The organism is Caecibacter sp. AF58-12pH5A, assembly GCF_027681725.1.
GTDB classification, from domain to species: Bacteria; Bacillota; Negativicutes; order Veillonellales; family Megasphaeraceae; genus Megasphaera; species Megasphaera hominis.
Window position 1 is genome coordinate 118,112 of the sequence record NZ_JAQDBC010000001.1, and the last position, 25,078, is coordinate 143,189.

The 25,078-nt window shown below is 51.2% G+C and carries 17 protein-coding genes, 1 pseudogene and 1 riboswitch; of the genes and pseudogenes, 2 read left to right on the plus strand and 16 right to left on the minus strand.

Annotation, left to right across the window (positions count from 1 at the left end; translation table 11 throughout):
* Positions 1–13: 13 nt before the first annotated feature.
* The 16 genes and pseudogenes from hrcA to trkA form a co-directional block, all read right to left on the minus strand.
* Positions 14–1,054 (minus strand): heat-inducible transcriptional repressor HrcA, encoded by a 1,041-nt coding sequence (gene hrcA / locus PGX44_RS00605; protein ID WP_498853824.1) that lies wholly within the window; start codon positions 1,052–1,054, stop codon positions 14–16.
* A gap of 291 nt (positions 1,055–1,345) precedes the next feature.
* Entirely contained in the window at positions 1,346–2,128 is a 783-nt protein-coding gene (locus PGX44_RS00610) for an enoyl-CoA hydratase-related protein (protein WP_498853825.1), read from the minus strand.
* Positions 2,129–2,163: 35 nt separating this feature from the next.
* Positions 2,164–3,021: a 3-hydroxybutyryl-CoA dehydrogenase gene (locus tag PGX44_RS00615; RefSeq protein WP_186502187.1), complete on the minus strand. Its 858-nt coding sequence runs from the start codon at positions 3,019–3,021 to the stop codon at positions 2,164–2,166.
* A 388-nt stretch (positions 3,022–3,409) separates the two neighbouring features.
* Positions 3,410–4,936: an FGGY-family carbohydrate kinase gene (locus tag PGX44_RS00620; RefSeq protein ID WP_498853826.1), complete on the minus strand. Its 1,527-nt coding sequence runs from the start codon at positions 4,934–4,936 to the stop codon at positions 3,410–3,412.
* Positions 4,937–5,030: 94 nt separating this feature from the next.
* Positions 5,031–5,167: riboswitch (FMN riboswitch) on the minus strand.
* A 61-nt stretch (positions 5,168–5,228) separates the two neighbouring features.
* Complete coding sequence (locus PGX44_RS00625) at positions 5,229–5,762, minus strand: hypothetical protein (RefSeq protein WP_498853827.1); 534 nt, start codon at positions 5,760–5,762, stop codon at positions 5,229–5,231.
* Positions 5,763–5,902: 140 nt separating this feature from the next.
* On the minus strand, positions 5,903–6,349 hold the full coding sequence (gene mscL / locus PGX44_RS00630) for a large conductance mechanosensitive channel protein MscL (protein WP_186502192.1): 447 nt from the start codon (positions 6,347–6,349) through the stop codon (positions 5,903–5,905).
* 75 nt (positions 6,350–6,424) lie between these two features.
* Positions 6,425–6,757 carry a YerC/YecD family TrpR-related protein gene (locus PGX44_RS00635; protein WP_498853828.1) on the minus strand — a complete coding sequence of 111 codons (333 nt, stop codon included), beginning with the start codon at positions 6,755–6,757 and terminating at the stop codon, positions 6,425–6,427.
* Between the two features lie 125 nt (positions 6,758–6,882).
* Positions 6,883–10,515 carry a PolC-type DNA polymerase III gene (locus tag PGX44_RS00640; protein ID WP_498853829.1) on the minus strand — a complete coding sequence of 1,211 codons (3,633 nt, stop codon included), beginning with the start codon at positions 10,513–10,515 and terminating at the stop codon, positions 6,883–6,885.
* Between the two features lie 27 nt (positions 10,516–10,542).
* On the minus strand, positions 10,543–12,063 hold the full coding sequence (locus PGX44_RS00645; RefSeq protein ID WP_498853830.1) for a VanW family protein: 1,521 nt from the start codon (positions 12,061–12,063) through the stop codon (positions 10,543–10,545).
* 35 nt (positions 12,064–12,098) lie between these two features.
* Positions 12,099–13,145, minus strand: coding sequence for a DNA polymerase III subunit delta (holA, locus tag PGX44_RS00650; RefSeq protein ID WP_498853831.1), 1,047 nt, complete (start codon positions 13,143–13,145; stop codon positions 12,099–12,101).
* A complete protein-coding gene (locus PGX44_RS00655; protein WP_498853832.1) occupies positions 13,135–15,276 on the minus strand; it encodes a ComEC/Rec2 family competence protein in 2,142 nt (713 codons plus the stop codon). The genes holA and PGX44_RS00655 overlap by 11 nt, the downstream gene beginning before the upstream one ends.
* Complete coding sequence (locus PGX44_RS00660) at positions 15,273–15,809, minus strand: ComEA family DNA-binding protein (protein WP_498853833.1); 537 nt, start codon at positions 15,807–15,809, stop codon at positions 15,273–15,275. The genes PGX44_RS00655 and PGX44_RS00660 overlap by 4 nt, the downstream gene beginning before the upstream one ends.
* Before the next feature lie 191 nt (positions 15,810–16,000).
* Positions 16,001–17,452, minus strand: a pseudogene (locus tag PGX44_RS00665) (TrkH family potassium uptake protein).
* Between the two features lie 46 nt (positions 17,453–17,498).
* Positions 17,499–18,452, minus strand: a complete 954-nt coding sequence (locus tag PGX44_RS00670; RefSeq protein ID WP_498853834.1) for a TrkH family potassium uptake protein — start codon at positions 18,450–18,452, stop codon at positions 17,499–17,501.
* A gap of 48 nt (positions 18,453–18,500) precedes the next feature.
* Positions 18,501–19,946, minus strand: a complete 1,446-nt coding sequence (locus PGX44_RS00675) for a TrkH family potassium uptake protein (protein WP_498853835.1) — start codon at positions 19,944–19,946, stop codon at positions 18,501–18,503.
* A gap of 2 nt (positions 19,947–19,948) precedes the next feature.
* Positions 19,949–21,295, minus strand: coding sequence for a Trk system potassium transporter TrkA (gene trkA / locus PGX44_RS00680; protein WP_289001718.1), 1,347 nt, complete (start codon positions 21,293–21,295; stop codon positions 19,949–19,951).
* A 197-nt stretch (positions 21,296–21,492) separates the two neighbouring features.
* Here trkA and PGX44_RS00685 point away from each other — a divergent pair, with 197 nt between their 5' ends.
* On the plus strand, positions 21,493–23,040 hold the full coding sequence (locus tag PGX44_RS00685) for a putative polysaccharide biosynthesis protein (RefSeq protein WP_289001717.1): 1,548 nt from the start codon (positions 21,493–21,495) through the stop codon (positions 23,038–23,040).
* Between the two features lie 125 nt (positions 23,041–23,165).
* The gene (gene nadE / locus PGX44_RS00690; protein ID WP_498853836.1) at positions 23,166–25,067 is read left to right on the plus strand and encodes an NAD(+) synthase; all 1,902 of its coding nucleotides are present in this window, start codon (positions 23,166–23,168) and stop codon (positions 25,065–25,067) included.
* The last annotated feature ends 11 nt before the right edge of the window (positions 25,068–25,078 follow it).

Consider the following 25,078-nt stretch of genomic DNA (forward strand, 5'->3'; position numbering starts at 1 on the left):
GCCTGCATCCCTCCTATTTATCGTCGTGGTAATGTTCCAGGATATTTGTTACATGCTGCTTCATAAAATCCAGAAGGCTGATGATTTTCGCATATTCCATACGCGTCGGGCCTAATACAGCGATTTTACCGAGGACCATATCATTGGCCGTGAACGTGGCTTCGATGATGCTGCAATCGTTGATGGGCGAAAGCTTGGTTTCTTCACCAATGCGTACCGTTACAGGACGGTTGCCCTTTTCACCTTCGTCGTGCAGCAGGTTAGCGACTACATCCTGCTCTTCCAGCATGGTAAATAAGCCTTTGGCTTTATCTACATCCTTGAATTCCGGCTTGTTAAGAAGCTCCATCGTGCCGCCTTTATACAACTGTTGTTTCTTCCGAAACGCCTTATGCAAGGAACGGAATGCCGTCCGGTATAAGTCGAGGTCGTCTACAACAGTTCCCCGGAATTTTTCCAGAACGTCCATGTTGATTTCCGATAAGGGCACTCCTGCAAGGCAGCGTGTTAATTTTTCAGCTACGACGTTCAGATCATCTACATCTACGCCATCCGGTTTCGCATAAATACAGTTTTCAATTTGTCCTGTATCCGTGACGACGATCATGATCGCCCGGCGGTGATCTAAGGGCAGAAAGCGTATATACTTCAATTTCGAACTCGTTTGCTGAGATGTCATGACCAGCGTGACATTGTGCGTAATCCGTGCCAGGCCTTGTGCCGTGGACTGGAATATTTGATCGACATCGCTCATCTTGTCCTCAAACCAGGCTTCTACGAACCGTTTTTCATCGCTCGTAATCTTTGCCGGCTGCAAGAGACAGTCTACGTAAAAACGATAGCCTTTAATGGAAGGAATCCGTCCCGCCGAAGTATGCGGCTGTTCGAGATAGCCCATCATTTCAAGATCAAACATTTCATTACGGATCGTCGCTGCACTGACACCTAAATCATATTTACGCGCAATCGTTCTGGATCCGACAGGTTCGGCAGATGTGATGTAATCCTGAATGATAGCTTGCAGTATTTTCTGTTTTCTTTCATCCAAATCCATACGTCTCACCTCTATGCCGTTTAGCATTAGCACTCTTTTTATTTGAGTGCTAATAACTATATAAAAGATAGCATGATTAAAGCCATTTGTCAATGGAAAAAAGGTAAATTAGTCAAAAAGTCAAAGATTTTTTTTCGATTTTGTCTTTTTTTCCGGGCCGGCTTTTGTTTATATACATATATAATATGTCTTTTTTTTAATACACAAAAAGTACGGCGGCATATGTATGCCGCCGTACCCAATTAAGGAGAAATCCCTATGACTAGGAATCACAGTGAAATGAGGTAAACCTTATTTACCCGTAAATTCAGGTTTACGTTTTTCCATGAAGGCTTTCATGCCTTCCTTCTGGTCAGCCGTTGCGAAGCAAAGGCCAAAGACGTTGCTTTCGAAAGCAAGGCCCGTAATGATATCTGCATTGATACCGTTGTTGATAGCTTTTTTAGCGATCTGAACGGCTACAGGTCCCTGAGCCATGATTTTCTTAGCAGCTTTGATAGCAGCCGGCATCAATTCAGCCTGCGGAACAACTTTATTGACGAGGCCAATACGCAGGGCTTCATCAGCTTTGATGTTCTTAGAGCTGTAAATGATTTCTTTAGCCATACCAAGGCCAACGAGGCGGGCCAAACGCTGTGTGCCGCCGAAGCCAGGGATAATACCGAGGCCTACTTCAGGCTGGCCAAAGATAGCGTTTTCGGAGCAATACCGGAAATCAGCAGCCATGGAGATTTCGCAGCCGCCGCCCAGAGCGAAGCCGTTTACTGCAGCGATAACAGGCTGCGGTAATTTTTCGATCTTCGTAATGACGCCTGCGCCATAAGCAGCCCATTTGCCGCTTTCAGCCGGGCCATAGTTAGCCATTTCTTTGATATCAGCACCAGCAACGAAGGATTTTTCACCAGCACCGGTAATGATAACAACCTGGATGTCTTTGCTTTCAGCAATGTAGTCAACAGCTTTTTCGATATCTTCTACAGTTGCTTTATTGAGAGCGTTCAAAGCCTTCGGGCGATTGATCGTTAAGGTAGCAATACCGTCTTCTACTTTGAAAATGATGTTTTCGAATTCCATATGATGTGACCTCCTTAAATATGCTTGTCAGCCTATTATTTGTTGTAGTCGTAGAAGCCTTTACCAGTCTTCATGCCGAGGTAGCCAGCTGCAACATATTTACGGAGAAGCGGGCACGGACGATATTTAGGATCGCCATAACCTTCATAAAGAACGTCCATAACGTGGAGAACAACATCGTTACCGATGAGGTCGCACAGAGCCAAAGGTCCCATTGGATGATTGTAACCGAGTTTGCAAACTGCGTCGATACCTTCTCTTGTAGCTACGCCTTCCATCAAAGCATAGATAGCTTCGTTCAGCATAGGAACAACGATACGGTTAGCAGCGAAGCCCGGGAAGTCAGCAACTTCAACAGGTTCTTTGCCCAATTCTTTAGCAGCGTCGACAACCGTCTTAACGGTTTCATCAGAAGTAGCCAGGCCTTTAATAACTTCGATCAGTTTCATAACAGGGGCCGGGTTGAAGAAATGCATGCCGATAACTTTGTCCGGACGGTTTGTAGCTGTAGCAATTTTCGTGATCGGCAAGGAAGATGTGTTGGAAGCGAGAATCGTGTTAGCCGGGCATTTTTCGTCGAGGTTTTTGAAGATCTGGCTCTTGATCTTGTAGTCTTCGATAGCTGCTTCAACAACCAGTTCTACGTCTTTCATGTTTTCTTCCGTAATTTCTACGATGCCTTCGAAATGGCCAAGGATTTCAGCTTTCTGGTCTTCCGTGATTTTGCCTTTGGAAACTTTTTTCGTCAGCTGTTTGTCAATTTTTTTCATGCCGCCGTCGATGAATTCTTGTTTGATATCGTTAAGAACTACATCTACGCCGTGTTCAGCGAATACTTGAGCAATACCGGAACCCATTGTGCCTGCACCAATAACCATTACTTTTTTGAACATGTGAAACTCCTCCTTTTATTAGCGTGATTTTTTTCACTTTTGTGATCAAAAAAAAATCACATTTGACAATAATTAAGATGCACTGCTTACATTCATAGTATAACACGTTTGCAAAAAAAGTCCACTAAAAAATAGATATATTTTATAAATTTCTGTGCTTCTATATGCAGAAAATGCATTATTTATGCTTTTTATTTACTTATATATCGATGTTTATGACTTAGTGTAATGATTATTTCTACTCTATGATGATTCCGTATATTCTGTTAGGCCGCCAAGGTAGCTTGTACTATTTATAACGTTTTATACCATTTTAGAATGAAAATAAATAGGAACTGGTTATATTACACCAGTTCCTATTTGTGAATTTGTGCACATTCACGAACTCTTACACCGTTTCCGTGCTATTGAGAGCCGCTAATATATGACGGCGTTTTTCATATTGCTTGCGGTATAAGGTCGTCAGTTCTGCATGAGGTTCATAGCTGTCTTTTACGGCCAGACGCTGCTGCAGGACAGCCTTCAAATTCGTAATATCGCCTACGGCCCGGGCGGCGACGAGGCAGTTCGTCGGCACGGCCCCGCCGGCTACCTGCAAGGTCTGGACGTGTGTCGAAAGCATATCGGCCTTGATCTGGTTCCACAGGGCATCGCGGCTGCCCCCTTCAGTGACCGTGAGCTGATTGAGGTCGATACCGGCTGCGCGGTAGCGGTCCGTTACTTCCATGTAGTCGTAGCCAATACCTTCGAGGACGCAGCGCCAGAGAGCGCCTTGGTCCGAATCGAGGGTCAGGCCTGTAAAGGTACCGCGTACGTGCGGGAATTCGCCATTGCCTCCGGTCAGGTACGGAATGAACATGGCACCTTCGCAGCCGGCAGGATGACGGCTGGCGAGGCGGTCCATTTCACCGTAATACGTATCGTCCGTTTCCTTGCGGGCAATGCTGTCTTTAAACCAGCGCAAGGCCAGGCCGCCTGTACGTACCATACCCCAGTAGAAATATGTATCCGGCAGGGTACCGGAATTGAAGATGAGACCCATACCAGGCGATGACAGTTCCGGAATGATACCGTCCGTAGCAACGCAGAACATGGCACACGTACCGGCTACATCGACGGCGCGGCCGGCTTCTAAGATGCCGCTGCCCATCATGGATTCCATCGTATCACCGGCTCCGGCACAAATGGGAATGCCTGCGGGGAAACCCGTTTCGGCCGCGTCAGCCGCGCAGAGCGTGCCAATGATATCCCACGGCTTGACGACGCGGGGCAAGTACTTCCTATCGATGCCCAGGATTTCCAGCTGCTTAGGCGACCACTCTTTGGAGACGACGTTGTAGCCCAGGCCCCAGCCCGACAAGGTGCCCCAGTCGATGAAGGCATCGGCCCCGGAAAGACCGGCCAGGTGCATGAGGATGTACGGGCAGTTGTGGACGAACTTGACGCCTTTTTCCTTCACTTCAGGTAAATTCTTCAGGAACCAGCGGGCAAACATGGCCGGAAACATGACGTTTGGTTCGGCATTGCCTGTTTCTTCACCCCAAATAGCCAGGTGCTGCGCTTTCATTGCTTCTACGTCGTCAGCTGTACGGCTATCGAGGTAATTAATATACGGTGTAATGGCGTTGCCGTCTGCATCGACGCAGGCAATGCCGCAAATGATGCCGTCACCCATGATGGCCCGTACGCCACGTACGTCCAGATTCTTGGCGGCCATCTGGCGGCTGCATTCACGCATGCACTGCTTGATAAGCTGGTAATATTCGCCTACGTCCATTTGCACCCAGCCCGGCTGGGGATAGTTGAGCGTCGTCTGGGCTGTCGCCATGGCGACTTCCTGCATCTGGTCGTCATAGACGGCGACCTTTACGCTTTGTGTGCCGGCATCAAAGCCGAGATAATATTTTTTTTCCAATTCTGCGCCTTCTTTCTGTAATAAAAAAAGACTGGCATCGCCAGTCTTTTCATGTCAAAGGAAATATACCCGGACGGTCTGCACCTGTCCCGGCTTTCGTCTTTTCCCATCCAGACTATACTGTCGGTATCGAAATTGCATCGATTCGGCTCCCCTGCAGGAGGTCGCGGACTATCACCGCCGGTCAGGAATTGAAAGGATTCCCTTTCGCACCATGCCCTAAAGACTAAACGATATATAGATTGTGTATTTCAAAACACTTGCATTACATTATATCATGCATAAAGTAAAATTACAAGCGGCTCATGAGCTCTTCCATAACGCCTGTCGTCGACGTTTCCACCGGCGGAAAACGGCGCAGGTCTGAATTGCCTTCAATGTAGCTGAGGAATTCGCAGATACTGTCTTCCATGTCCTGCAAGCTGTCTTCGTTGAGATTTTCCAGGAGGGCCGGTACGTTTTGGTCGTAACGGCACAAAAGGGCGCGAAGATGGGTAAATTCTGTATGGGCAGCCGTACCAAAAACAGCCCGCATAAGTACGTCGTAGAGGGTGCACAGGGATGGTACAGAGCGCACGTCTTCACTCTGCCCCAGGCGGGAGAGCCAGGTCATGACGACACTCGTAAAAAAGGTATATAAGGACATAGCTGCTGCCCGTTCATAGCGCTGGGCCAGGAGTTTATTTTTCTTGTGTCCCTTGGCTGCGTGAGCAGCGGCTTTCTTAAAGAAAAAGCGGTAATCCCGCCATAAATCCTCGTGAATGGAATTGCGGAGAATATCTACGTCTCCGCTGCCAAAAATGGTAATGCCTATCTTCGCTTTCATAGACTTTGACAGCGCGCGGCCCTAAGGGACCACCGTGTCTGTCTCCTCTCTGTATATGATTTATTTTCTAATAGGTTTTATTAATAGTCTGTAACTTAAAAGAACTCCCGGAAAAGCCGGGAGCTCTTAGTGTACCGCGCTTACTGAAGCGGCGGCAGTTCGCTGGTGCAATGGGGGCAGCGTGTAGCGTCATCGGCTACAGGCTGTTTACAGTATGGGCAAAGACGCGGTTCCGGAGCGGGTGCCGGGGCCGGACGCATGCGATTGATCTGTTTGATAACGAGAAAGATAGCAAAGGCTATGATCAGGAATTCGATCAATACGTTGATAAACGACCCATAGGCAATGACAGGAATACCTGCCGCTTTAGCATCGGCCAGCGTTTCTACATGCTGGGTCAAGCTGAGGGGAATAAAGAAATCCGAGAAATCGATACCACCGAGAAGAACACCAATAGGAGGCATAATGATATCATTAACCAGGGATGTGACGATTTTGCCAAAAGCACCGCCAATAACAACGCCGACGGCCATATCAATGACGCTGCCGCGCATGGCAAACTCTTTAAATTCTTTAAAAAATCCCATGTCCATCACTCCTAACATTATAATTTAAAATGATTCTCTCCTTATCGTACAATATCTCATTTTAAATTGCAATGCTTATTTCTTCTTAATACCGATTTTTAACAAGTCAGGATTCTTTTTCGCCATGCGGTCGAGGATTTTCCCATAACCACCGCTGCCATAATTGAGGCACCGTTTGATACGGCTGATGGTTGCCGTACTGGCGCCGGTCTGTTTGACGATGTCTTCGTAAATATCGCCGGCCTTGAGCATGCGCGCTACTTCCAGGCGCACAGCAATGGCCCGCATTTCCTGAATCGTGCAAATATCTTCAAAAAACTCGTAACATTCATCTATGGACTGGAGCTCCAATACTGCTGCAAAAAGCTGGTCATGCAGATGATCTCTCAGTTTTTCATTGACTGCCATATGGACACCTCGTTTACTTTCATGCTTTAACATAGTAAATCTTTTCTCTTTATTATAGCTCAGAACGGGTCTCCTGTCGATACCTGAAAAAGGAAGGGCCGGACACAAGGTCCGGCACCACTTCCTTACATAGCAAAGAGATCGAGCAGTTCGTCTTCAGGCAAATCACCGAGGCAGCCATATTCGCTCATCAGGTCCAGCATGGTCTTGCCTACTTTACCGCGCAGCTTGAGGTCCGCTTTGGATGTGAAAGGACGTTCATTGCGGGCCGTTACAATCTGTTCGGCAACGTTTTCGCCAAGACCGTCAATAGCCGTAAAGGGCGGCAGTATTTTACCATCGCAAATGGTAAACTTCATCGCATCGGAGCGGTTAATATCGACATTGAGGAAGGAATAGCCGCGCAGGCTCATTTCCTTCGCCAGTTCCAGGGCCGAATAGAGATCCTGGTCGATTTTGGAGGCACTCTTGCCCATGGCTTTGATTTCCTTCATAGCCTGCTCCTGTCCTTCCAGGCCGTGTACCATGGCCGAAAGCTTAAAGGCCTTGGCGCGGATCGTAAAGTACGCCGCATAGTAAGCCAGGGGATAATTGATCTTGAACCAGGCAATGCGGAAGGCCATCATAACGTAGGCCACGGCATGGGCACGGGGAAAGAGGTAGCCGATTTTCAGGCATGATTCGATGAACCATTCGGGAATTTGCCCTTCCCGCAATTCGCCTTCATAATCAGTCGTCTTCTGGCCCAGCTTGTTCGGCTTGTCAATACCCTTGCCTTTACGGACATTTTCCATGACCTTGAAGCTCGTCTTAGGCTTGATACCGTGCTGAATCAGATAGTTCATGATGTCATCACGGGTAGAAACGGCTTCTTTCAGCGGTACGACCTTGTTACGGATCAAATCCTGGGCGTTGTTCAGCCATACATCTGTACCGTGGGAGAAACCGGAAATACGTACCAGTTCGGAGAAGTTCTTGGGCTTCGTGTCGACGAGCATTTGCCGGACAAAGGGCGTACCGAATTCGGGAATACCCAGGCTGCCTACAGGTGAACCCAGTTCTTCCGGTGTCAGGCCCAGGGCCTTCGTCGAGCTAAAGAGGCTCATCGTCGCCGGATCATCAAAGGGAATGGACTTGGCATCTACGCCGGTCATGTCTTCGAGCATGCGGATAACCGTCGGATCATCGTGACCGAGGATATCAAGCTTGACCAGGCGGCCTTCGATGGAGTGATAGTCAAAGTGAGTCGTAATAATGCCCGTATCCTTCTTATTGGCCGGATACTGGACAGGCGTAAAGTGATGGACGTCCATATCACGGGGAATAACCATGACGCCGCCCGGGTGCTGGCCCGTCGTATTCTTGACACCCATGCAGCCGTTGACCAGGCTGTTGACAAAGGCATCGTTGACCTTAATCCCCTTGGCGTCGGCCCATTTCATAACGTAGCCGTAAGCCGTCTTGTCTTTGACGACACCGATCGTGCCGGCACGGAAAACGTTATCCTTACCAAAGAGTTCTTCCGTGTATTTATGGGCTTTCGGATGGTATTCGCCAGAGAAGTTGAGGTCGATATCCGGAACTTTATCGCCATCGAAGCCTAAGAAAATAGCAAAAGGAATGTTGTGCCCGTTTTTCTGCAGTTCTGCACCGCAATGAGGGCATTTCTTGTCGGGCAAATCGAAGCCGCCGCCGTATTCGCCATGCGTAAAGAATTCACTGTACTGGCATTCAGGGCACACGTAGTGTGGCGGCAAGGGATTGACTTCTGTAATATCGGACATTGTCGCTACGAAGGAAGAGCCGACAGAACCACGGGAGCCTACGAGGTAGCCATCGTCGTTGGAGTGCTTTACAAGCTTATGGGCAATGTAATAGAGCACGCCAAAGCCATGTCCTAAAATGGATGTAAACTCTTCGGTCAGGCGGTCTTCGACGATCTGTGGCAACGGGTTGCCGTAAATCTTGTGGGCTTTTTCATAGCACATCTTTTTCAGGGCTTCCGAAGAGCCGGCAATGCGCGGGAAATAGAGGGTTTCCTTAGGAATAGGCCGGACGTAATCGATTTCATCGTTAATAGCGTTCGGATTCGTAATGACGACTTCCCGGGCCCGTTCTTCACCGAGGTAGGAAAACTCTTCCAGCATTTCATCGGTCGTACGGAAATAGAGATCCGGCTGGTGCTGGGCATCCTTAAAGCCCTTGCCGGTCATGAGAATTTCCCGATAGATTTTGTCTTCAGGATTCATGAAATGGGCGTCACACGTAGCGACGGTCTTTTTGCCCAGTTCATCACCGATGCGCAGGATTTTACGGTTAATATCGCGCAGCCCTTCGTCGTCCGACACGAGGCCTTCACGGACGAGAAACTCATTATTCGTAATAGGCTGGATTTCCAGGTAGTCGTAATACGAAGCTATCTTCTTCAGCTCTTCATAGGGCAGGTTCTTCTGCACCATAGAGCGGACCAGCTCGCCAGCTTCACAGGCCGAGCCGAGGATAAGTCCTTCGCGGTATTCGTTGAGGACAGCCCGGGGAATACGGGGACGGCCGCGATAAATATATTTCAGGTGGGAAATACTGACCAGCTTATACAGGTTGCGCACGCCGATCTGGTTTTTCGCCAGGATAACGATGTGGTACGATTCGTCTATTTTCGTATCGAAGAGATACCCTTCCATGCCATAAATAACCTTGACGTTGTTGGTTTTGTTCGTCGAGACGTCCTGTAAGAGCGGGAACGACTGGACGACACCATGGTCCGTCACGGCAACGGCAGGATGATGCCATTTCTTGACGGTTTTGATGAGGTCCTTGACCGTAATGAGGGCATCCATATCGCTCATGACCGTATGCAGGTGCAGTTCGACACGGGGTGTCGGATTCGTATCGACCCGTTCTGTCGTCGTATTAGCCGCCGGCATGATGCTGTCTACGTTGAGGACATAATCATTGAGATAATTGCTGTACTTGACGTCGCCGTGCACCTTTACACTGGTGCCGACCTTCAGGTTGGCCTGCAGATCATCCAGTTCTTCCTGGGTCACTGTGTTGCGGCGGCGGAATTTACTATTGCCCTTGGCTACATCCAAAAATTTTTGGGCTGAAATGCCATTGGTCTTATCGGCCAGCTGAAAATTGACGATAATGCGCTTGGTCTTCGTTTCCCGGAATTCGACCTTGACGACGTCTCCCTGGAACAGTACATCCGGCCGTTCTTCACCAATAACGTCATTAATAGGCGTTACTTCACCCTTGACGTATTTGCCCAGCCAAACGCGGCTGTCCTTCGTCGTACTGCCGGAAGAACGGGATGCTTTCGTACTGCCCGAGCTGCCACCCTTAGCTTCATTAGCTACGGCCATGCAAGCTTTGATGTACGCCGGATCGTTGCGCAAGGAATCATCCGGCTCTTCCTGGTCATATATATCTTCATGGGGAATATCATAGCCTTCCATATCCTGACAATCAACGTTGGCTATGGCATTGAGATCGGCATCGGTCTGACTGAGGGGCATATCACCGCCGTGATGGAGAAATTCCACACGGTTTTCAACGGTAACCTCACCGGGCAGGGAAAGATGTGATACGACTGCTTGTTTCAGAGCTGCTGCATCTTCTACGTTCCAATCAGTCCGTGTCCGCACGTGCCAGTGCCGGCCTTGTTCTTCCGCACAGATTTCCTGTACCAGAAGATACTTATTTTCTGCAATGGGCAGAGAAAACTCTGTTTTCGGAACAATGTGCAAAATTCTCATAGGGATTCCTTTCTATATGGTTAACGGTCATTCACTCTCCCCGGCGTCTGCGTCACCAGCTGCAGACGGGGCCACGGCTTCTTCGGCCGGGGCTTCCGGGATTTGCGTCGGGTCATGGGGTGCATTGAGCATGGCATCCTGTGGCTGTTCGCCGTCGAGGTTCGTCGTCTGTACCGTTTCTTCTGACGACGGTCCCGGCGTGAGGATGATTTCCGAGTTAGGGTCGTAATGGGAAATGATCGTATCGGTATAATGATCGCCGTCGGCGTAAGCCACAGTGCGGCGGATTGTAATATCGTGGCCGTCGTAGCCTTCCTGATCACGTTTATCTTCTGTGACGGAATCGTCATGACGATGGATGACGCGGTGAGGCAGTGTTTTTTGCGAAACCGTGGCAAAAGACACGTTGCATGTATCGGCGTGATTCCCCAGAATATAGACGGTCAGGGAGCCTTGGTTCATCTCCGTGCAAATATACACGGGATGTTTAAACGGATTAGTAAAAGCGAAATCCAGCGAGTTATCGGCTACTGTCGCATCCATACCGACGGGTACGTAGCCGGCCGGTGCGTAATGGGGCGAACGGCTGGCGATAATCATGCCCGAACGCAGGGCTGCATTAAAGAGGGTCGTACTCACCTGGCAGACACCGCCGCCGGCATCGAGGACGACTTTATTATCGAAATAAACCGGTGCGTCTTTGTAGCCCTTATCGCGTGTACGCGTGCCGATTGTATCGTTAAAGGAGCAATCCTTGCCGGCTGCCACAAGGGTATGATTGAGGAGCTTTTGGGCAATATTGATGTTTTCATCGCGATTGCCGTTGACACCGTCAAAATGGGTCGTATAGTACGTCAGGACCGTATCGATATCCTTCAGATCAGCTTCTTTGACCTTGGCTTCTGTACGTGCTGTGACCGGCACAGCGACGGCAGCCGTACTGCCCTGGTGCAGTTCATCTACGACGCGCTGCTTTAAGGCGTCCGCATCAATGGTGATCTGCGCTTTTTCTTTATGTATTTCTACACCACCCTTGCCCGTCGGCGAGGCATAGGCGTCTTGGGGCTCTGCATTATAGGAATCATGGATCTCGCCGATAGCCTGCGTCAGCTTCTCGTCATCGACGGCAATGGAAAGGGGTACGTCCTTGCCAAAGCGCAAGGTCTGCACGACATCGGCTACGCGCTGCCATGGTGTACCCGTGCGGCCGACGAGCAAGGCTTCGTCCATAATGCGTTCCCTGTCGAAATGGCCATCGAGTTTCTCCAAAGCCAGGGTTTCATTGACGCCGTCTGCCTGGAGGGCCAGCGTTTTTTTGCCCAGCTCCCCTTCCCGTTCGTCCAAGTACGCATTAATATCGTCTTCCGTCAGATTGGCTGCCTCCTGGCCGTCAATGGTTACCAAGGAAGCTGCCTTGGTCTGGGCAGCAAAGAAGGTGCCACCGCCAACGACACAGAGGACGGCTACGCCGGCGAGTATTTTTTTCCAAGGCCGTTTATGTTCCTTGATGCCGTGGCTTTCGCGATAGCGACGGCGGTAGTCTTTCATTCTCTCTTTTCTTGCTTTTTCTTCATCCTGCAACGTTAAGCCCTGCCTTTATGTTGACAATATAAGCAAATAAGCTGTTCCATATCGATGGGCGCAGCCATACCTCTGCGAATATTGAGCTGTAGTGTAAATATCTGGCTGATGAGTTCATCCAGTTCTTCTATTTTCCAATATGAAATCACTTTTTTCAAGCTATATAACGCATATTTTACAGATTTTCCCCGATTGATGCTGGTAAGGATTTCATCACACTGCCGGGGCGGACAATGGGCGGCTAATAATTCCTTATAGGCCCGTAAGAGCCGCAGGCGCGTAATGACATACCCCGTATTCTTCAGAAAGGCATCCTGCTTGGCAAAGAGGCCATCTACAAAGGGCAAGGTATGGGCCCCATCGCGTTGGAGAAAATAATCGGTAAAGGTAAAAAGATTCTTTTCCATAGAACCGGCAAAGAGGGACGTCAAGTCCTTCGCGTCGATCTGCTTCGTGCCATCGGGAAGCATGATCTGCAGCTTATCCAGTTCGGAAAAGACGTACATCAGGGGAATGGTTTCCCACGTCTGAAAGAGGGCCCGCAAATAGCGGTCGCCCCGGTTGGTTAGGGAAAGCTGATGCTGCGCAAGGTAGTCGTTGACGTAGGTCATGACTGATTTGTTATCGACAGGGCGGCATTCTGCCACGTCGGCCAGCTTAGATATTTCCTTGAAAAAGACACAGCCCGTATCGAGCTTGCTCGTTTCTTTGGGCAGCTTGGTAATAAAAAGGAGACCATTCGTTTCTGGTATATTATCCATTTGCGCGAGAAACCACGTTTCTTCCTTCGTCAGCTTACTGCGCGAACGGCCGCCATGCTTGATGGGCAGTAAAGGGCAATCCTTCCAAATGACCAGGCCGCTGCCGCCAAAAAGGGATGATGCCTGAAAGGCCTCAGCCACCGTGGCTACAGGTACGTCTTTTTCAAAAACCGTCTGTTCCGGCGCTTCCCCGGCCCGCTGCTGGCAGGCTGTGAGAAAGCGGCGTTCTTCCCGTTCCATGAGGTACGGTTCATTACCGTATATACACTTAATATTGCTATGCTTCATGAGCGGTGCCTCCTGCTGTCGTATAAGACCAGGTTCCCTGGCGCCACGTTGCCGTAATGGCACCGTCCAACGCCGGTGTAAAACAGGGGATGCCATAGACCCGGCCCAAGCGTCGCCACTCTTTCCAGTCCCGATTGGAAAAGGCCTGGCCGCTGTCGTAGACGACGAGAGCCGCCGCCTCTTTGGGAAAGGCCTCCGGCGAAATTCCCTGCAGGGACCGTACTTCCAGGCAGGCCATGGGCGGCCAGTCTGTATGGGGAATCGTATCATAGACATAATAAGGCAGAGAAACGGCTGCGGCCGTATAAGGCCCCGCCTTTTCACCTGCTTCGATGACCTGCTGCACGGCCAGATTGCTGCACAGCTGCGTCGCCGTAGGGCCTGTATTTTCACCGCTTATAGTGACGCTTTCTAAGGCAAAGATGCCGTGATAGCGCAAGGCCGGTACAAGGACACAGGCAGCCTGTTCGGGATTAGACCATCGGCTCTTATTATACCACAAGTACGCCGAACTATCATCATAGACGACGCACGTAGCCTTGTCGTTTCCTACGTCGAAAATATAGACCGTAAGCTCCGGTTTTTGCCACCACGCATAGCACGACGGCACGAGAAAAACCAGTGCCGCCAGCGGCATGAGCAGGCGGCGTTTTCCCGGCAAGAAGAAGATGGCCCCGATGAGGAGATAGTAGGCAGCAGCACTATACCAGGGCAGGGCGCCGAGCCACCAGCGGCTGTGCGGCAAGGAGGCGAGAAAATAATTGCCCTTGACGGCCAGCTCCATGAAAGGCTGAATGACTGCCAGTAGTACCTGGCCCAGGGGCAGAAAGAGAAGGCCTGCGACGGATGCGGCCAGGCCCAGCAAAATAACCAGATCAAGGATGGGGCCGACGAGAATATTGGCAAAGACCGAATAGACCGGCAAGGAGGAAAAGCTGGCCAGGAGCAAGGGTACGAGCAGGAGCTGTGCACTCACGCAGACGGCAATACCGTCACGCAAAAAGGGTGGCAAGGCCGTGAGGACCCGGCTTATAGGCTGGCGCAGGAGGATGATGCCGGCAGAAGCACCATAGGACAGGCGGAAACTCAAATCAAAGAGCAGGCAGGGACTATAGATGAGCATAACCAGGGATGTCAGGGCCAGGGCGTGAAAGGCCGTATAGTCACGGCGGGCAACGAGACTGCCGGCAGCGATGATGCCCATGGCTGCTGCACGCACGACGGGCGCCGTAAAATCCGACAGGGCTCCATAAAAGAGAACGACCACAGCGGAAAGAGAAAAGAGCGCCGCTTCCCGTAATTTCAAGGACCGTCCCAGAAGCTGGATCAGGGACAGCAAGAGAGCTACGTGGGAACCCGATACAGAAAGTATATGGATAATCCCTGTCGTACTGAAGCTTTCCAGGAGGGCCGGTGGCAGTTCATCGTAATGGCCGCCAAAGAGAAGGCTGCTCAGCATGTTTGCCTGATCTCTGGAAAGGACAGTCCCATAGAACGCTACCAAGCGCTCGCGCAGGGAATAGACGACCAGGGAAAGTCCCCGTGGCGGCGCAAGGATACGTACAGGCGTATCGGCCTTGGCGTAGGCTTTGAGGAATATGTCCCCTTCCCGGTCACGGTGCCTGGCATCGTAAAGACCTTCGTTGCCGTAATAGCGTATGGGCCGTACAGCCGCCGTCACGGCCAGACGTGTAGACGGGATGTACTCTTTGCTGCCCGGCAGCGTCACGTACAGGTTTCCCGTGGGCTCGTCCAAAACGGCAGCACCGGCAGCGCTATAGGCCAGGCGGTCCAAGGTAAGGACATAGCGGGTCAGGGTCCCTTCGTCCGTACTGTAGGAGTTCTTCTTCTCTACAACCGTTCCTTCTATGTACCAGGTTTTGCCGGCCAGGTGCACCGGTAATAACGCATAGTGCCGGGCATCCCACTGCATACGTCCGGCACCGCAAAAAAAGACGGCTATGAGGAGCAGGGCCAAAAAGAGATGTGACTTTTGCCGGGCCAGCCAGCTAAGGGGCGCACAAAGTACGGCCAAAGCAAGCCAGACATACCAGGGCAAAAGGAAAGCATCGGCTACAGCAATACCACAGGCGAAGGCCACCGCCGTGGCCAGGCCGAGATAGAGCTTCATACAGAAACCTTATCCTTGAGTTTGTCGTATTTAGCCTGGCCAATACCCTTGACCTGCTGCAGTTCTTCTATAGAGGTAAAGCTGCCGTGTTCTTCGCGATAGGTCAGAATTTGTTCGGCCATGGCCGGACCGACGCCAGGCAGTTCCGCCAGCTTTTTGGCATCGGATTCGTTGATATTGATGGTGCCATCGTCTACAGCGGCCCCGGCAGGAATACCGTCGAGGTTATAGGGAATGTGGACGTGCATGCCATCGTGCACGCGGGCGGCAAAATTTACAGCATCAGCACTGGCATAGGGCAAGGCTTCCCCTGCGGCCTGGACGGCTTCACCGACGGTTACGTCCTTGGCAAAGGTATAGAGGCCAGGCTTGCGCACGGCTCCGGTAATATAGACGTACAAATCAGATGGCTGGGGCTCCTCTACGCGCGGTACTGCGGCCGTACGGTCAGCCGTCAGTTCCCCTAAGGACGTACCGAGGACCTGCCAGGCTGCAAAGGCCAGGAAAAACAGGATGACGAGCAGCTTTTTCATAGGTTCCTCCTTTTCAAAAAAAACAGCTTCCGGCGCATAAAGCGTCAGAAGCTGTTTTTCCGTGTAGAAACGATCTAAAACAAAAAAGAAACAGAGCATGAATAGGAAACAGTATAGGTATGGGTATATTATAGCATACTGCTACAAAGGCGGCCATATTCTTTGCCCTGTTGGAATGACTGCAAATTGTCCTACCAATTCCCCTTGCTTTTCCAAAAGCTGCGGTGCAGCATAGCCAGTACCGTAAACAGTTCCAGCCGCCCGAGGAGCATGGAAATGCAAAGAATAGATTTGGAAAAGACCGAAAGGCCGGCATAGGTACTCGTTGCGCCAGTAATGCCAAAGGACGGGCCAATACAGCCCATGGTCGTCACGCTGATGCCGATGGCATCGAAAATATTGATACCATCCCACGTGAGGAGGAGGGCCCAAAAGGCAATGAAGGCTCAATACAGAAAAAAGAACTGGCTCACGCGGATGACCGTATCTTCGTTGACGCGCTTATTATTGACACGCACTTCGGCAATCATGCACGGATGAACGCGCTGGAAGACCAAGGTCCACAGAGAACGGCACAGGATAACGACACGGGAAATCTTAACACCTGCCGCCGTCGAGCCCGTACAGCCGCCACTGATCATGAGCAGCATGAGGATGCCCTTGGAAAACCCCGGCCACTGGTCGTAATCGGCCGAGACAAAGCCCGTCGTGGCAATGGATGCGGCCTGAAAGGATGCATAGCGGATGGCCGTAAAGATATCGATAGGAAAGGCCTGCAGCAAATCGGCGGCAATGCAGGCCGTAGCCAGGCCGAGGATGAACAGGTAGGCCTTAAATTCCGTATTTCTGCGGACGACGCTAAAGCCCTTGCGGTAAAACTGGTAATAGAGACCAAAGTTACCACCGGCGAGGACCATGAAAAAGGTCATCCACCCTTCGATAGCCGGACTGTCGAAATGGGCGGCACTTTGATTATAAATAGAAAAGCCACCGGCAGAAATAGTCGACATGGCGTGGTTGAGAGCGCTGAAAAAGTCCATGCCGCAGAGATAAAAGACGATGATCGCCACGACCGTAAAGAGCATGTACATGCGAAAAAGCATGTGTGTCGTATCGCGCAGGCGCGGCAAGAGCCGGTCCGCTGTCGGGCCCGTATCCTCGGCGTTATGCATGAAGACCGTATGCTGCCCCGATTCAGGCAGGATGGCAATGAAGATGACGACGATCCCCAGGCCGCCGAGCCAGTGAGTCAGGCTGCGCCAAAAGAGGATGCTAAAAGGCAGAACTTCCAGGTCTTCAATGACTGTCGCCCCCGTACCGGTAAACCCGGAAATGCTTTCAAAGACGCCGTCCAATAGATTGAGGTAGCCGCCGACGACGTAAGGCAGCATGCCCAGGAAGGTTGCCAGGAGCCAGCCCAGGCCCGTAATGGCAATGCCTTCGCGCATAGTGAGACGCTTCGTACGAATGCGGCCAATGCGCAAAAGAACGATGCCACACAAGGCCATGATGGCAGCCGAAATTATAAAATAAATCAGATCGTCTTCCCAATATACGAGTGCCATGAGCAGGGGCACACAGGTTACACCGGCCTCAGCCAGGGAAATCTGTCCCAGGAAGCGGCAGACAACACGATAATCCATAGACTCACCTCTTTTGCGCAGAATTGATAGTACGTTTCCTTAGGAATTACCAGCCGCTGCGCCGCCAAAAGGCAGGCATGAGAAGAGCCAGTATGGGATACATTTCCAAACGGCCGAGAAGCATGGAAATACAAACGACGATCTTGCTGAGAACAGGCAGGTCCGCATAGGTACAAGTCGGGCCTACCATGCCGAAGGCCGGACCACAGCTGCCCATGGTAGAAACGCTGAGACCAATGGCATCCAGCGTGGGGACACCATCCCAGATAAAAAGGACCGACCAGAGCGTATCGAGGAATACATACATGACAAAAAAACGCATGACGCCGTATAACACATCTTCACTGTAATCGGAACCATTAGAATGGACGACGAGAACGCTGCGCGGCGCCAGCTTTTGCCGCACGAGCGTGTATATAGATTTTACCAGCAGCTGCAACCGCGTCATTTTCAGGCCGCCGGCAGTCGAACCGGCACAGCCGCCGCAGAACATGAGAAACAACAGGAGGGCCCGGGAAAAGGCCGGCCACGTATCGAAATCAGCCGACACGAAGCCTGTAGATGAGGAAATGGATGCCGCCTGAAAAAGGGACTGCCGGAAAGCCTCTACCGGTGCATAGGAGAGGTCACTCACAAGATTCCAGGCCATGAGGGCCGTCGTCACGAATACGAGGCACACGTAGAGGCGGAACTCTGCGTCCTTCAAAATCACCTTAGGGCCCTTGCGCCAGGCAGCGACGTACATGCCGAAGTTGGCGCTGGAAATGATCATGAAAAAGGTAATCCAGCCTTCAATGAGGGGACTGTCAAAATGGGCCACACTGTCGTTATACGGCGAAAAACCGCCTGTAGCGATGGTTGAAAAAGCATGATCCAGAGCGACGAGAAAACTCATGCCACAGAAATAATAAGCTGCCGTCGCCGCCGCCGGAATAAGGAGAACCAAGCCCAGCGCCTTGGCAATGCGGCCCAAAAAATACAATACTACACGTATATCCATGAATAGTGCACTTCTCTCTTTCTACTGTGCTGTCTCAGGCCACAGTGGTTACCATTTGCTGCGAAATTGGGAAATCACAGTCTGTATGACGACGAGGAAGGAAAAGATTTCTATCCGTCCCAGAATCATGACCAGGCTGCAATACAATTTGGTCCATACAGGCAGTGTCGCATATGCATCGAGGCCATACAGCGCTGCCGTCGAGCCGACACTGGAAAGGCAGCCTGCAGCCAGGCCCATGGCTTGGAGCAAGGTCACGCCGGATAAGGAAATAATCAGCATGGACAGGAAAAAGACAGACATATATAAAAAGAAAAAGCTAAGGACACGGCTAATAATCCGCATGGGCACAGGCACATTATCGATTTTCAGGCTAATGACCATTTGCGGGTGGAGCGTGCGCTGCATTTCCTTAATGGCCATACGAAAGAGGACAATAATACGCATAACCCGGAGGCCGCCTGTGGCCGAACCGATACAGCCGCCAACGAATACCAGGAGAAACAAGGCGTAGCGGTCAAATTCAGGCCAGCCTGTAAACTGGGTAGATGAAAGGCCTGTCGTACTGATAAAGGAAATAACTGCAAAGAAACCATAGCGCAGGCTTGCCAGGCCATCAAAGGTGTGCGTATGCCAAAGGTGAAAAGAAATCAAGATCCCTACGACAGCGATAATTCCCAGGAAGGTGCGCAGCTCGTGATCGCGGAAAATTTCCAGCCAGCGTTTCCGGGCAAAGGCCTTCCAAATGAAGAGAAAATTGCAGCTCGCTACGATCATCGAAAGGATGGCCGCCAGCTCGAGGAAAATGTTGCCGTTGCCTACGACATCGAGGGACATGAGGGTACCACTCGTAGAAACCGTATCCATCGACCAGGCAAGGGCATCGGTCGGCGCCAGGCCGGCCAGAAAGTACAAGACAAAGGATAATACCGTAATGGCAATATAGACCTTGCCAGTCTGGATGGCTGCATTGTCCATGCGCGTCAGCATAGGGCTAAAAGCGATACTCTGGTGCACCGACAGGACGATGCCGAAACCGCCGCTGACCTGCGGTATGATAGTTACGACGAGGATGATAAAATTGAGGCCGCCCATCCATTCCATCATACTGCGCCAAAGGAGGATAGAATCGGGGACCACATCGTAATCGAGAAAACTGAGGCCTGTCGTCGTATAGACAGAAATACTTTCAAAAAATGCGTCTGCCGGCGCCAGGAGGCCCTGTAAAATATACGGCGTCATGCCGATAAAGCCCAGGAGAAACCAGACAGAAAGCAAGTAAACGGCACCTTCAGCTACGCCAAGTTGTTTCTTATGCACGTGGCCAGTCCGTTCGAGAAAGACCCCTAACGCCAACGTCACTACTAAGGGCATGGCGTAGGACAGTTCCGTATTCTCCTGCCAGAGCATTGCGCAGACCAGGGGTATAGCCAAGGCCGCCGCGTTCAGCAAAGCCATCCGTCCCATAATGAACAGATAAAGGCGTATACTCATGACTAGTCCCTGCCTTTAAAATAACGCATAACCGTTTTGGAGTGTTCTGTCTGGATAAAGAGGATCGTCCGGTCACCAGCTTCGAGGACAGAACTGCCGTCCGGAATGTGGGCCACGTCATCGCGCACGTACGCACAGACCAGGCATTCCCTTGGGAGCCGTACATCCATAAGGCGTTTGCCTGCGACAGGCGCGCCCGCCTGGACGATGACTTCTACGGCCTCAGCCTTGGCCCCTTCAAGAAGTGATACGGATACGACACCGCCACGGCGGGCGAAGGCCAGCACTTCACTGGCAGAAAGGAGACGGGACGAAAGAACGATATCGACACCGACCTTCTGCATGAGGTCTACATATTCGATGCGGGCTACACGGACGATCGTCTTTTTGGCACCAAAATGCTTGGCAATGAGGGCCAGCATGAGGTTCAGCTTGTCATCTTCTGTAATACAGATGACTACGTCCGCATCGGCTACACCTTCCTGGACGAGGAGGTCGATATCCGTGCCATCGCCACAGATGGCAATGCCGCTGTTTAAATGATCGGCAACGAGGCGGCAGCGTTCGCGGTCCTTCTCGATGACCTTTACATTGACGTCCTGATCGTCGAGCATGGCTGCCAAAGAGCGGCCCGTCCGGCCGGCGCCGATAATCATGACCCGTTCAACCTTTTTCGTGCCGCTGGGGACGAAGTTGGCGCTGAATTTTTCAATGGCTTTGGGATCGCCAATGAAATAGGCATTATCGTGAGGCAAGAGACAGTCATCGCCGTGCGGGATGATCATGCGGTGGTCCCGGAAGATCATGCCGGCCAGAATAGATTTTGGCATTTCCAAATTTTTTAAGGGAATATTGGCCAAGGGCGAATGGCGGCGTACCTTCGTTTCAAAGAGACGGACCTTGCCGTTGGCAAAATCTTCTACGTCGAGAGCTGCCGGCATCATAAGGATACGGTCAATTTCACGGGCCGTAATCAATTCCGGATTGAGCATGAGGTCGATGTCGAAATTTTCCCGCAAATAATCTTTGGCTTCCGACATGAACTGCATATCGCGGATCCGCGCTGCCGTATAGCGGATGCCATGTTTTTTCGCTAAAATACAGGCGATCATATTTACTTCGTCTACAGCCGTAACGGCGACGAGGATATCCGAATTGCGGATATCCGGATCGTTCATGGTAATCGGGCTGGCGCCATTGGCCTGAATCGTCAAGACATCAAGGTTATTCTTGACGTTTTCCAACCGATCCTTATTCTGGTCTACTACTACTACATCATACTGTTCGTTTGACAATAGCTCAGCAATACTATATCCTAGCTTGCCGGCGCCAATTATTACAATACGCAAGCGATGTCCCTCCTTTATAAATCGGTATTAGTATAGCATATGTACTGCAATAAAAACAGATTTTATCCCTATACAGCCTAGATTTTACGTAGTCCTTTCTCTATCTTTTTCTCTATAGGTATGATAAAATTAATTGTTTATTGCATAATAAAATTTTGATATGCTCGTCTGTGAGCAGCGTAAAAAGAGGTTGTACAATGGCAAATAAATTCGTCTCCGGGACACTCATCCTGACACTCTCCGGCTTTGTCGTCAAAGCCATCGGCAGTATCAACTGGATTATTCTTTCCCGTATCCTGGGTGGTGAAGGTATTGGTATTTACCAGATGGCCTTCCCTATTTACTTATTGGCGCTAGAAATTTCCAGTGCCGGTATTCCGATTGCGATTTCAATTATTACGGCGGAAAAGGTAGCCCGCCTGGATTATGGCGGGGCCCAGCGGATTTTCCGCGTTTCCCTGTCTATGCTCTGTACGACGGCACTGATCCTGAGTATCCTCGTCTTTTTCGGCTCGCGCCTGCTCATCGATTATCACATTATCCGTGAAAGCCGGGCCTACTATTCTCTCATCGCCCTGGCACCGGCCATTTTCTTCACGACCATTATCGCCGGCTATCGCGGCTACCTGCAAGGCTGGCAGCACATGACACCGACGGCGATTTCCCAGATTGTGGAACAGCTCGTCCGCGTCGTCGTCATGCTCGGCTTTGCAGCGCTCCTCATGCCATACGGCCTGGCCTATGCCGCCGGCGGCGCCAGCCTTGGTGCCGGTGCCGGAGGCCTGGCCGCCTGGTTTGTCCTCATTTACTATTACTATAAGCTGAAACGGGGTCTGCCTAAGGACGGTCCTGTATTCCCGCAGGAAAGCATTACGCACATCCTAAAACGGCTTATCGTCCTGGCCGTACCGATTTCCCTGGCCAGCATCATGCTCCCTGTCGTCTCTAATCTGGATCTGCTCATCGTACCGCGCCGCTTGGAAGTAGCCGGCTATGCGACACACCAGGCGACAGAGCTCTTCGGTTATCTCACGGGCATGTCCGTACCGCTCGTCAACCTGGCAACGATCCTTACGGCGGCTATGGCTATGAGCCTCGTACCGGCCATTAGCCACAGCTTTACCTTAGGCGATAAGGTGGAAATCTACGGTAAGACCGCCGGCGCTATGCGCGTGGCCCTCCTCGTAACGATTCCCTTTTCCGTCATGCTCTACGTCCTGGCTGAACCGGTAGTTACCTTTATTTACAACGCGCCGGCAGCTACGGAAGCTACGCGGGCTGTATCAATTGCCATTTGCTTTCTCGGCCTGCACCAGATTACGACAGCAATCCTGCAGGGTCTCAAAAAGCCGAAAATCCCGGTTATCAACATGGGTATTGCCTGCCTGGTCAAGGTTGCCTGCAACTGGTTCCTCGTCGCCATTCCGGCTTTAGGGATCACCGGCGCGTCCTATGCCACCGTTGCCGATATCGGCGTCGCTGCCGGCCTCAACCTCTTCTTCATTTACCGCAAGACAGGCTACATCATCGACGTCAAGATTATCCTGCGCAACGTCGTCTGCGCTGTCATCATGGGCGTGGTCATGTATTTCCTCTACGCCGCCATCGGTTCAATCGGCCTCTTCATCAGCCTGGCCGTTACGACTATCGTCGGCTCTGCCGTTTACCTGGGCCTCATGGCGCTCTGCGGTGGTGTCACGCGGGAAGATGCAGCACGCGTACCGTTCTTCGGCCGTTTCTTTTGAACCTGTCAGTTAAGGAAGTTCCTCTGGGGACTTCCTTTTTTTGTTTTACTCAGGTGCAATGCGTCCCTAAATATGATACTATAAAAGTAACATTATATAACATTTTTATGTAGGGAGGCTTTTAGATGCTAAAAATAGCACTTGCCCAAATGAAAGTTTATCCTGGCGACCCACGCCGTAACGTCACGGTCATGAGGGACTATATCGGCCAGGCCAAAGAAAAGCACTGCCAGCTCATTATTTTCCCGGAGCTTGCCGTTCCGGGATATTTGATTGGCGATATATGGGACCAGCCCGATTTTATTAACGAATGTGTCCGCTTAGGCGATGAGATCAAAGACTTATCCCAGGATATAACGATTATCTTTGGCAATGTTGCAACCGATCCGGAACGCATCAACCCCGACGGGCGGCAGCGCAAGTACAATGCCATGTTCATTGCCCAGGGCGGCAATTTCCTGGCACCGGCTAACTTCCCTTATCCGTTCTATATTAAGACACTCATGCCAAACTACCGGGAATTCAGCGATACGCGTTATTTTACGTCACTCCTCGAAGTGGCCCAGGAAGATCTCGTCTTTGCGGAAGACCTGGTCGCACCAGTTGCACTCCCCCTGCCGGGCGGCAAGACGCTTAAAATCGGTCCGCTCATCTGTGAAGATAGCTGGGATGACAACTACTCCTTCAAGCCCATGCAGTATTTACAAAAACAATACGGTGTCGATCTCTTCATCAACATTTCCAACTCGCCTTTTACTCTGGGCAAGCCCCAGCGCCGGCACCGTCTCTTTGGCAAGGCCATTGACGACCTGCAGGCACCGGCCCTCTACGTCAACTGCACGGGCATCCAAAACAACGGTAAAAACGTTTTTACCTTTGACGGTGCCAGTGGCGCTTACAACAAAGACGGTTCTCTGCAATACGAATGCGACCTCTTTCAGGAGGAACTGGCCATCGTCGACTTCGATGAGGACGCTCATGCCTTCGTTTCACCTGTAAAGAGGAATGAACCTCAGGCAGAAGCCGGTGAAATCTACGCCAGTCTCCATTATGGTCTCCAGTCTTTCCTGGAAAGCACAGGTTTAAAAAAAGTAGTGCTCGGCGTATCAGGCGGTATCGATTCGGCCGTCAATGCTGCTCTCTATGCGACGGTCTTGCCACCGGAAAATATTCTCCTCGTCAATATGCCCAGTGTCTATAATTCGGATATGACCAAAAGCCTGGCCAAGGAGCTGGCCGATAACATTGGCTGCCTCTATACGGTCATCCCCGTCCAGGACAGTCTGGAATTGACACGGCGCCAGTTTGCTGCAGCCGAACTGACCCAAAAGGATCAGCCTGCAGGCCACTTGGAACTGAGTGACTTCATTGAAGAAAACATTCAGGCCCGCGACCGTTCGAGCCGAATCCTCGCAGCCGCTGCGGCAGCCTTTGGCGGCGTCTTTACGTGCAACGCCAATAAGGCCGAACTCTCCGTCGGCTATGCTACACTTTACGGCGACAGTGCCGGTTTCCTGGCGGCAACAGCCGACCTTTGGAAGCATCAGGTTTACGATTTGGCCCGCTATTTGAACGAAACCGTCTTCGGACGGGAAGTCGTCCCTCAAGGCAGTATCGATATTGTACCGAGTGCGGAATTATCGTCCAAACAGGACGTTACTAAGGGCCAGGGCGATCCTCTGGTCTATCCGTACCATGACTATCTCTTCCGCGCCTTTATCGAACGCTGGCAGCGGGCAACACCGCAGACGATTCTCGAATGGTATCTTGCAGGCACGCTGGAAGAAAACCTGGGCTGTACCGTCAAGGTGGCCGACCTCTTTGCCACACCGGCTGACTTCATTGCCGATTTGGAAAAGTGGTGGCGCCTCATTGCCGGCTTTGCCGTAGCCAAACGTATTCAGAGCCCGCCGCTCCTTTCCGTGAGCCGCCGGTCTTTTGGCTACGACCTGCGCGAAGCCCAGCTCACGCCATATTATACGACGCGTTATGAAGAACTGAAAGCACAAATATTGAAACAAGGCTAAGAGCCCTTACA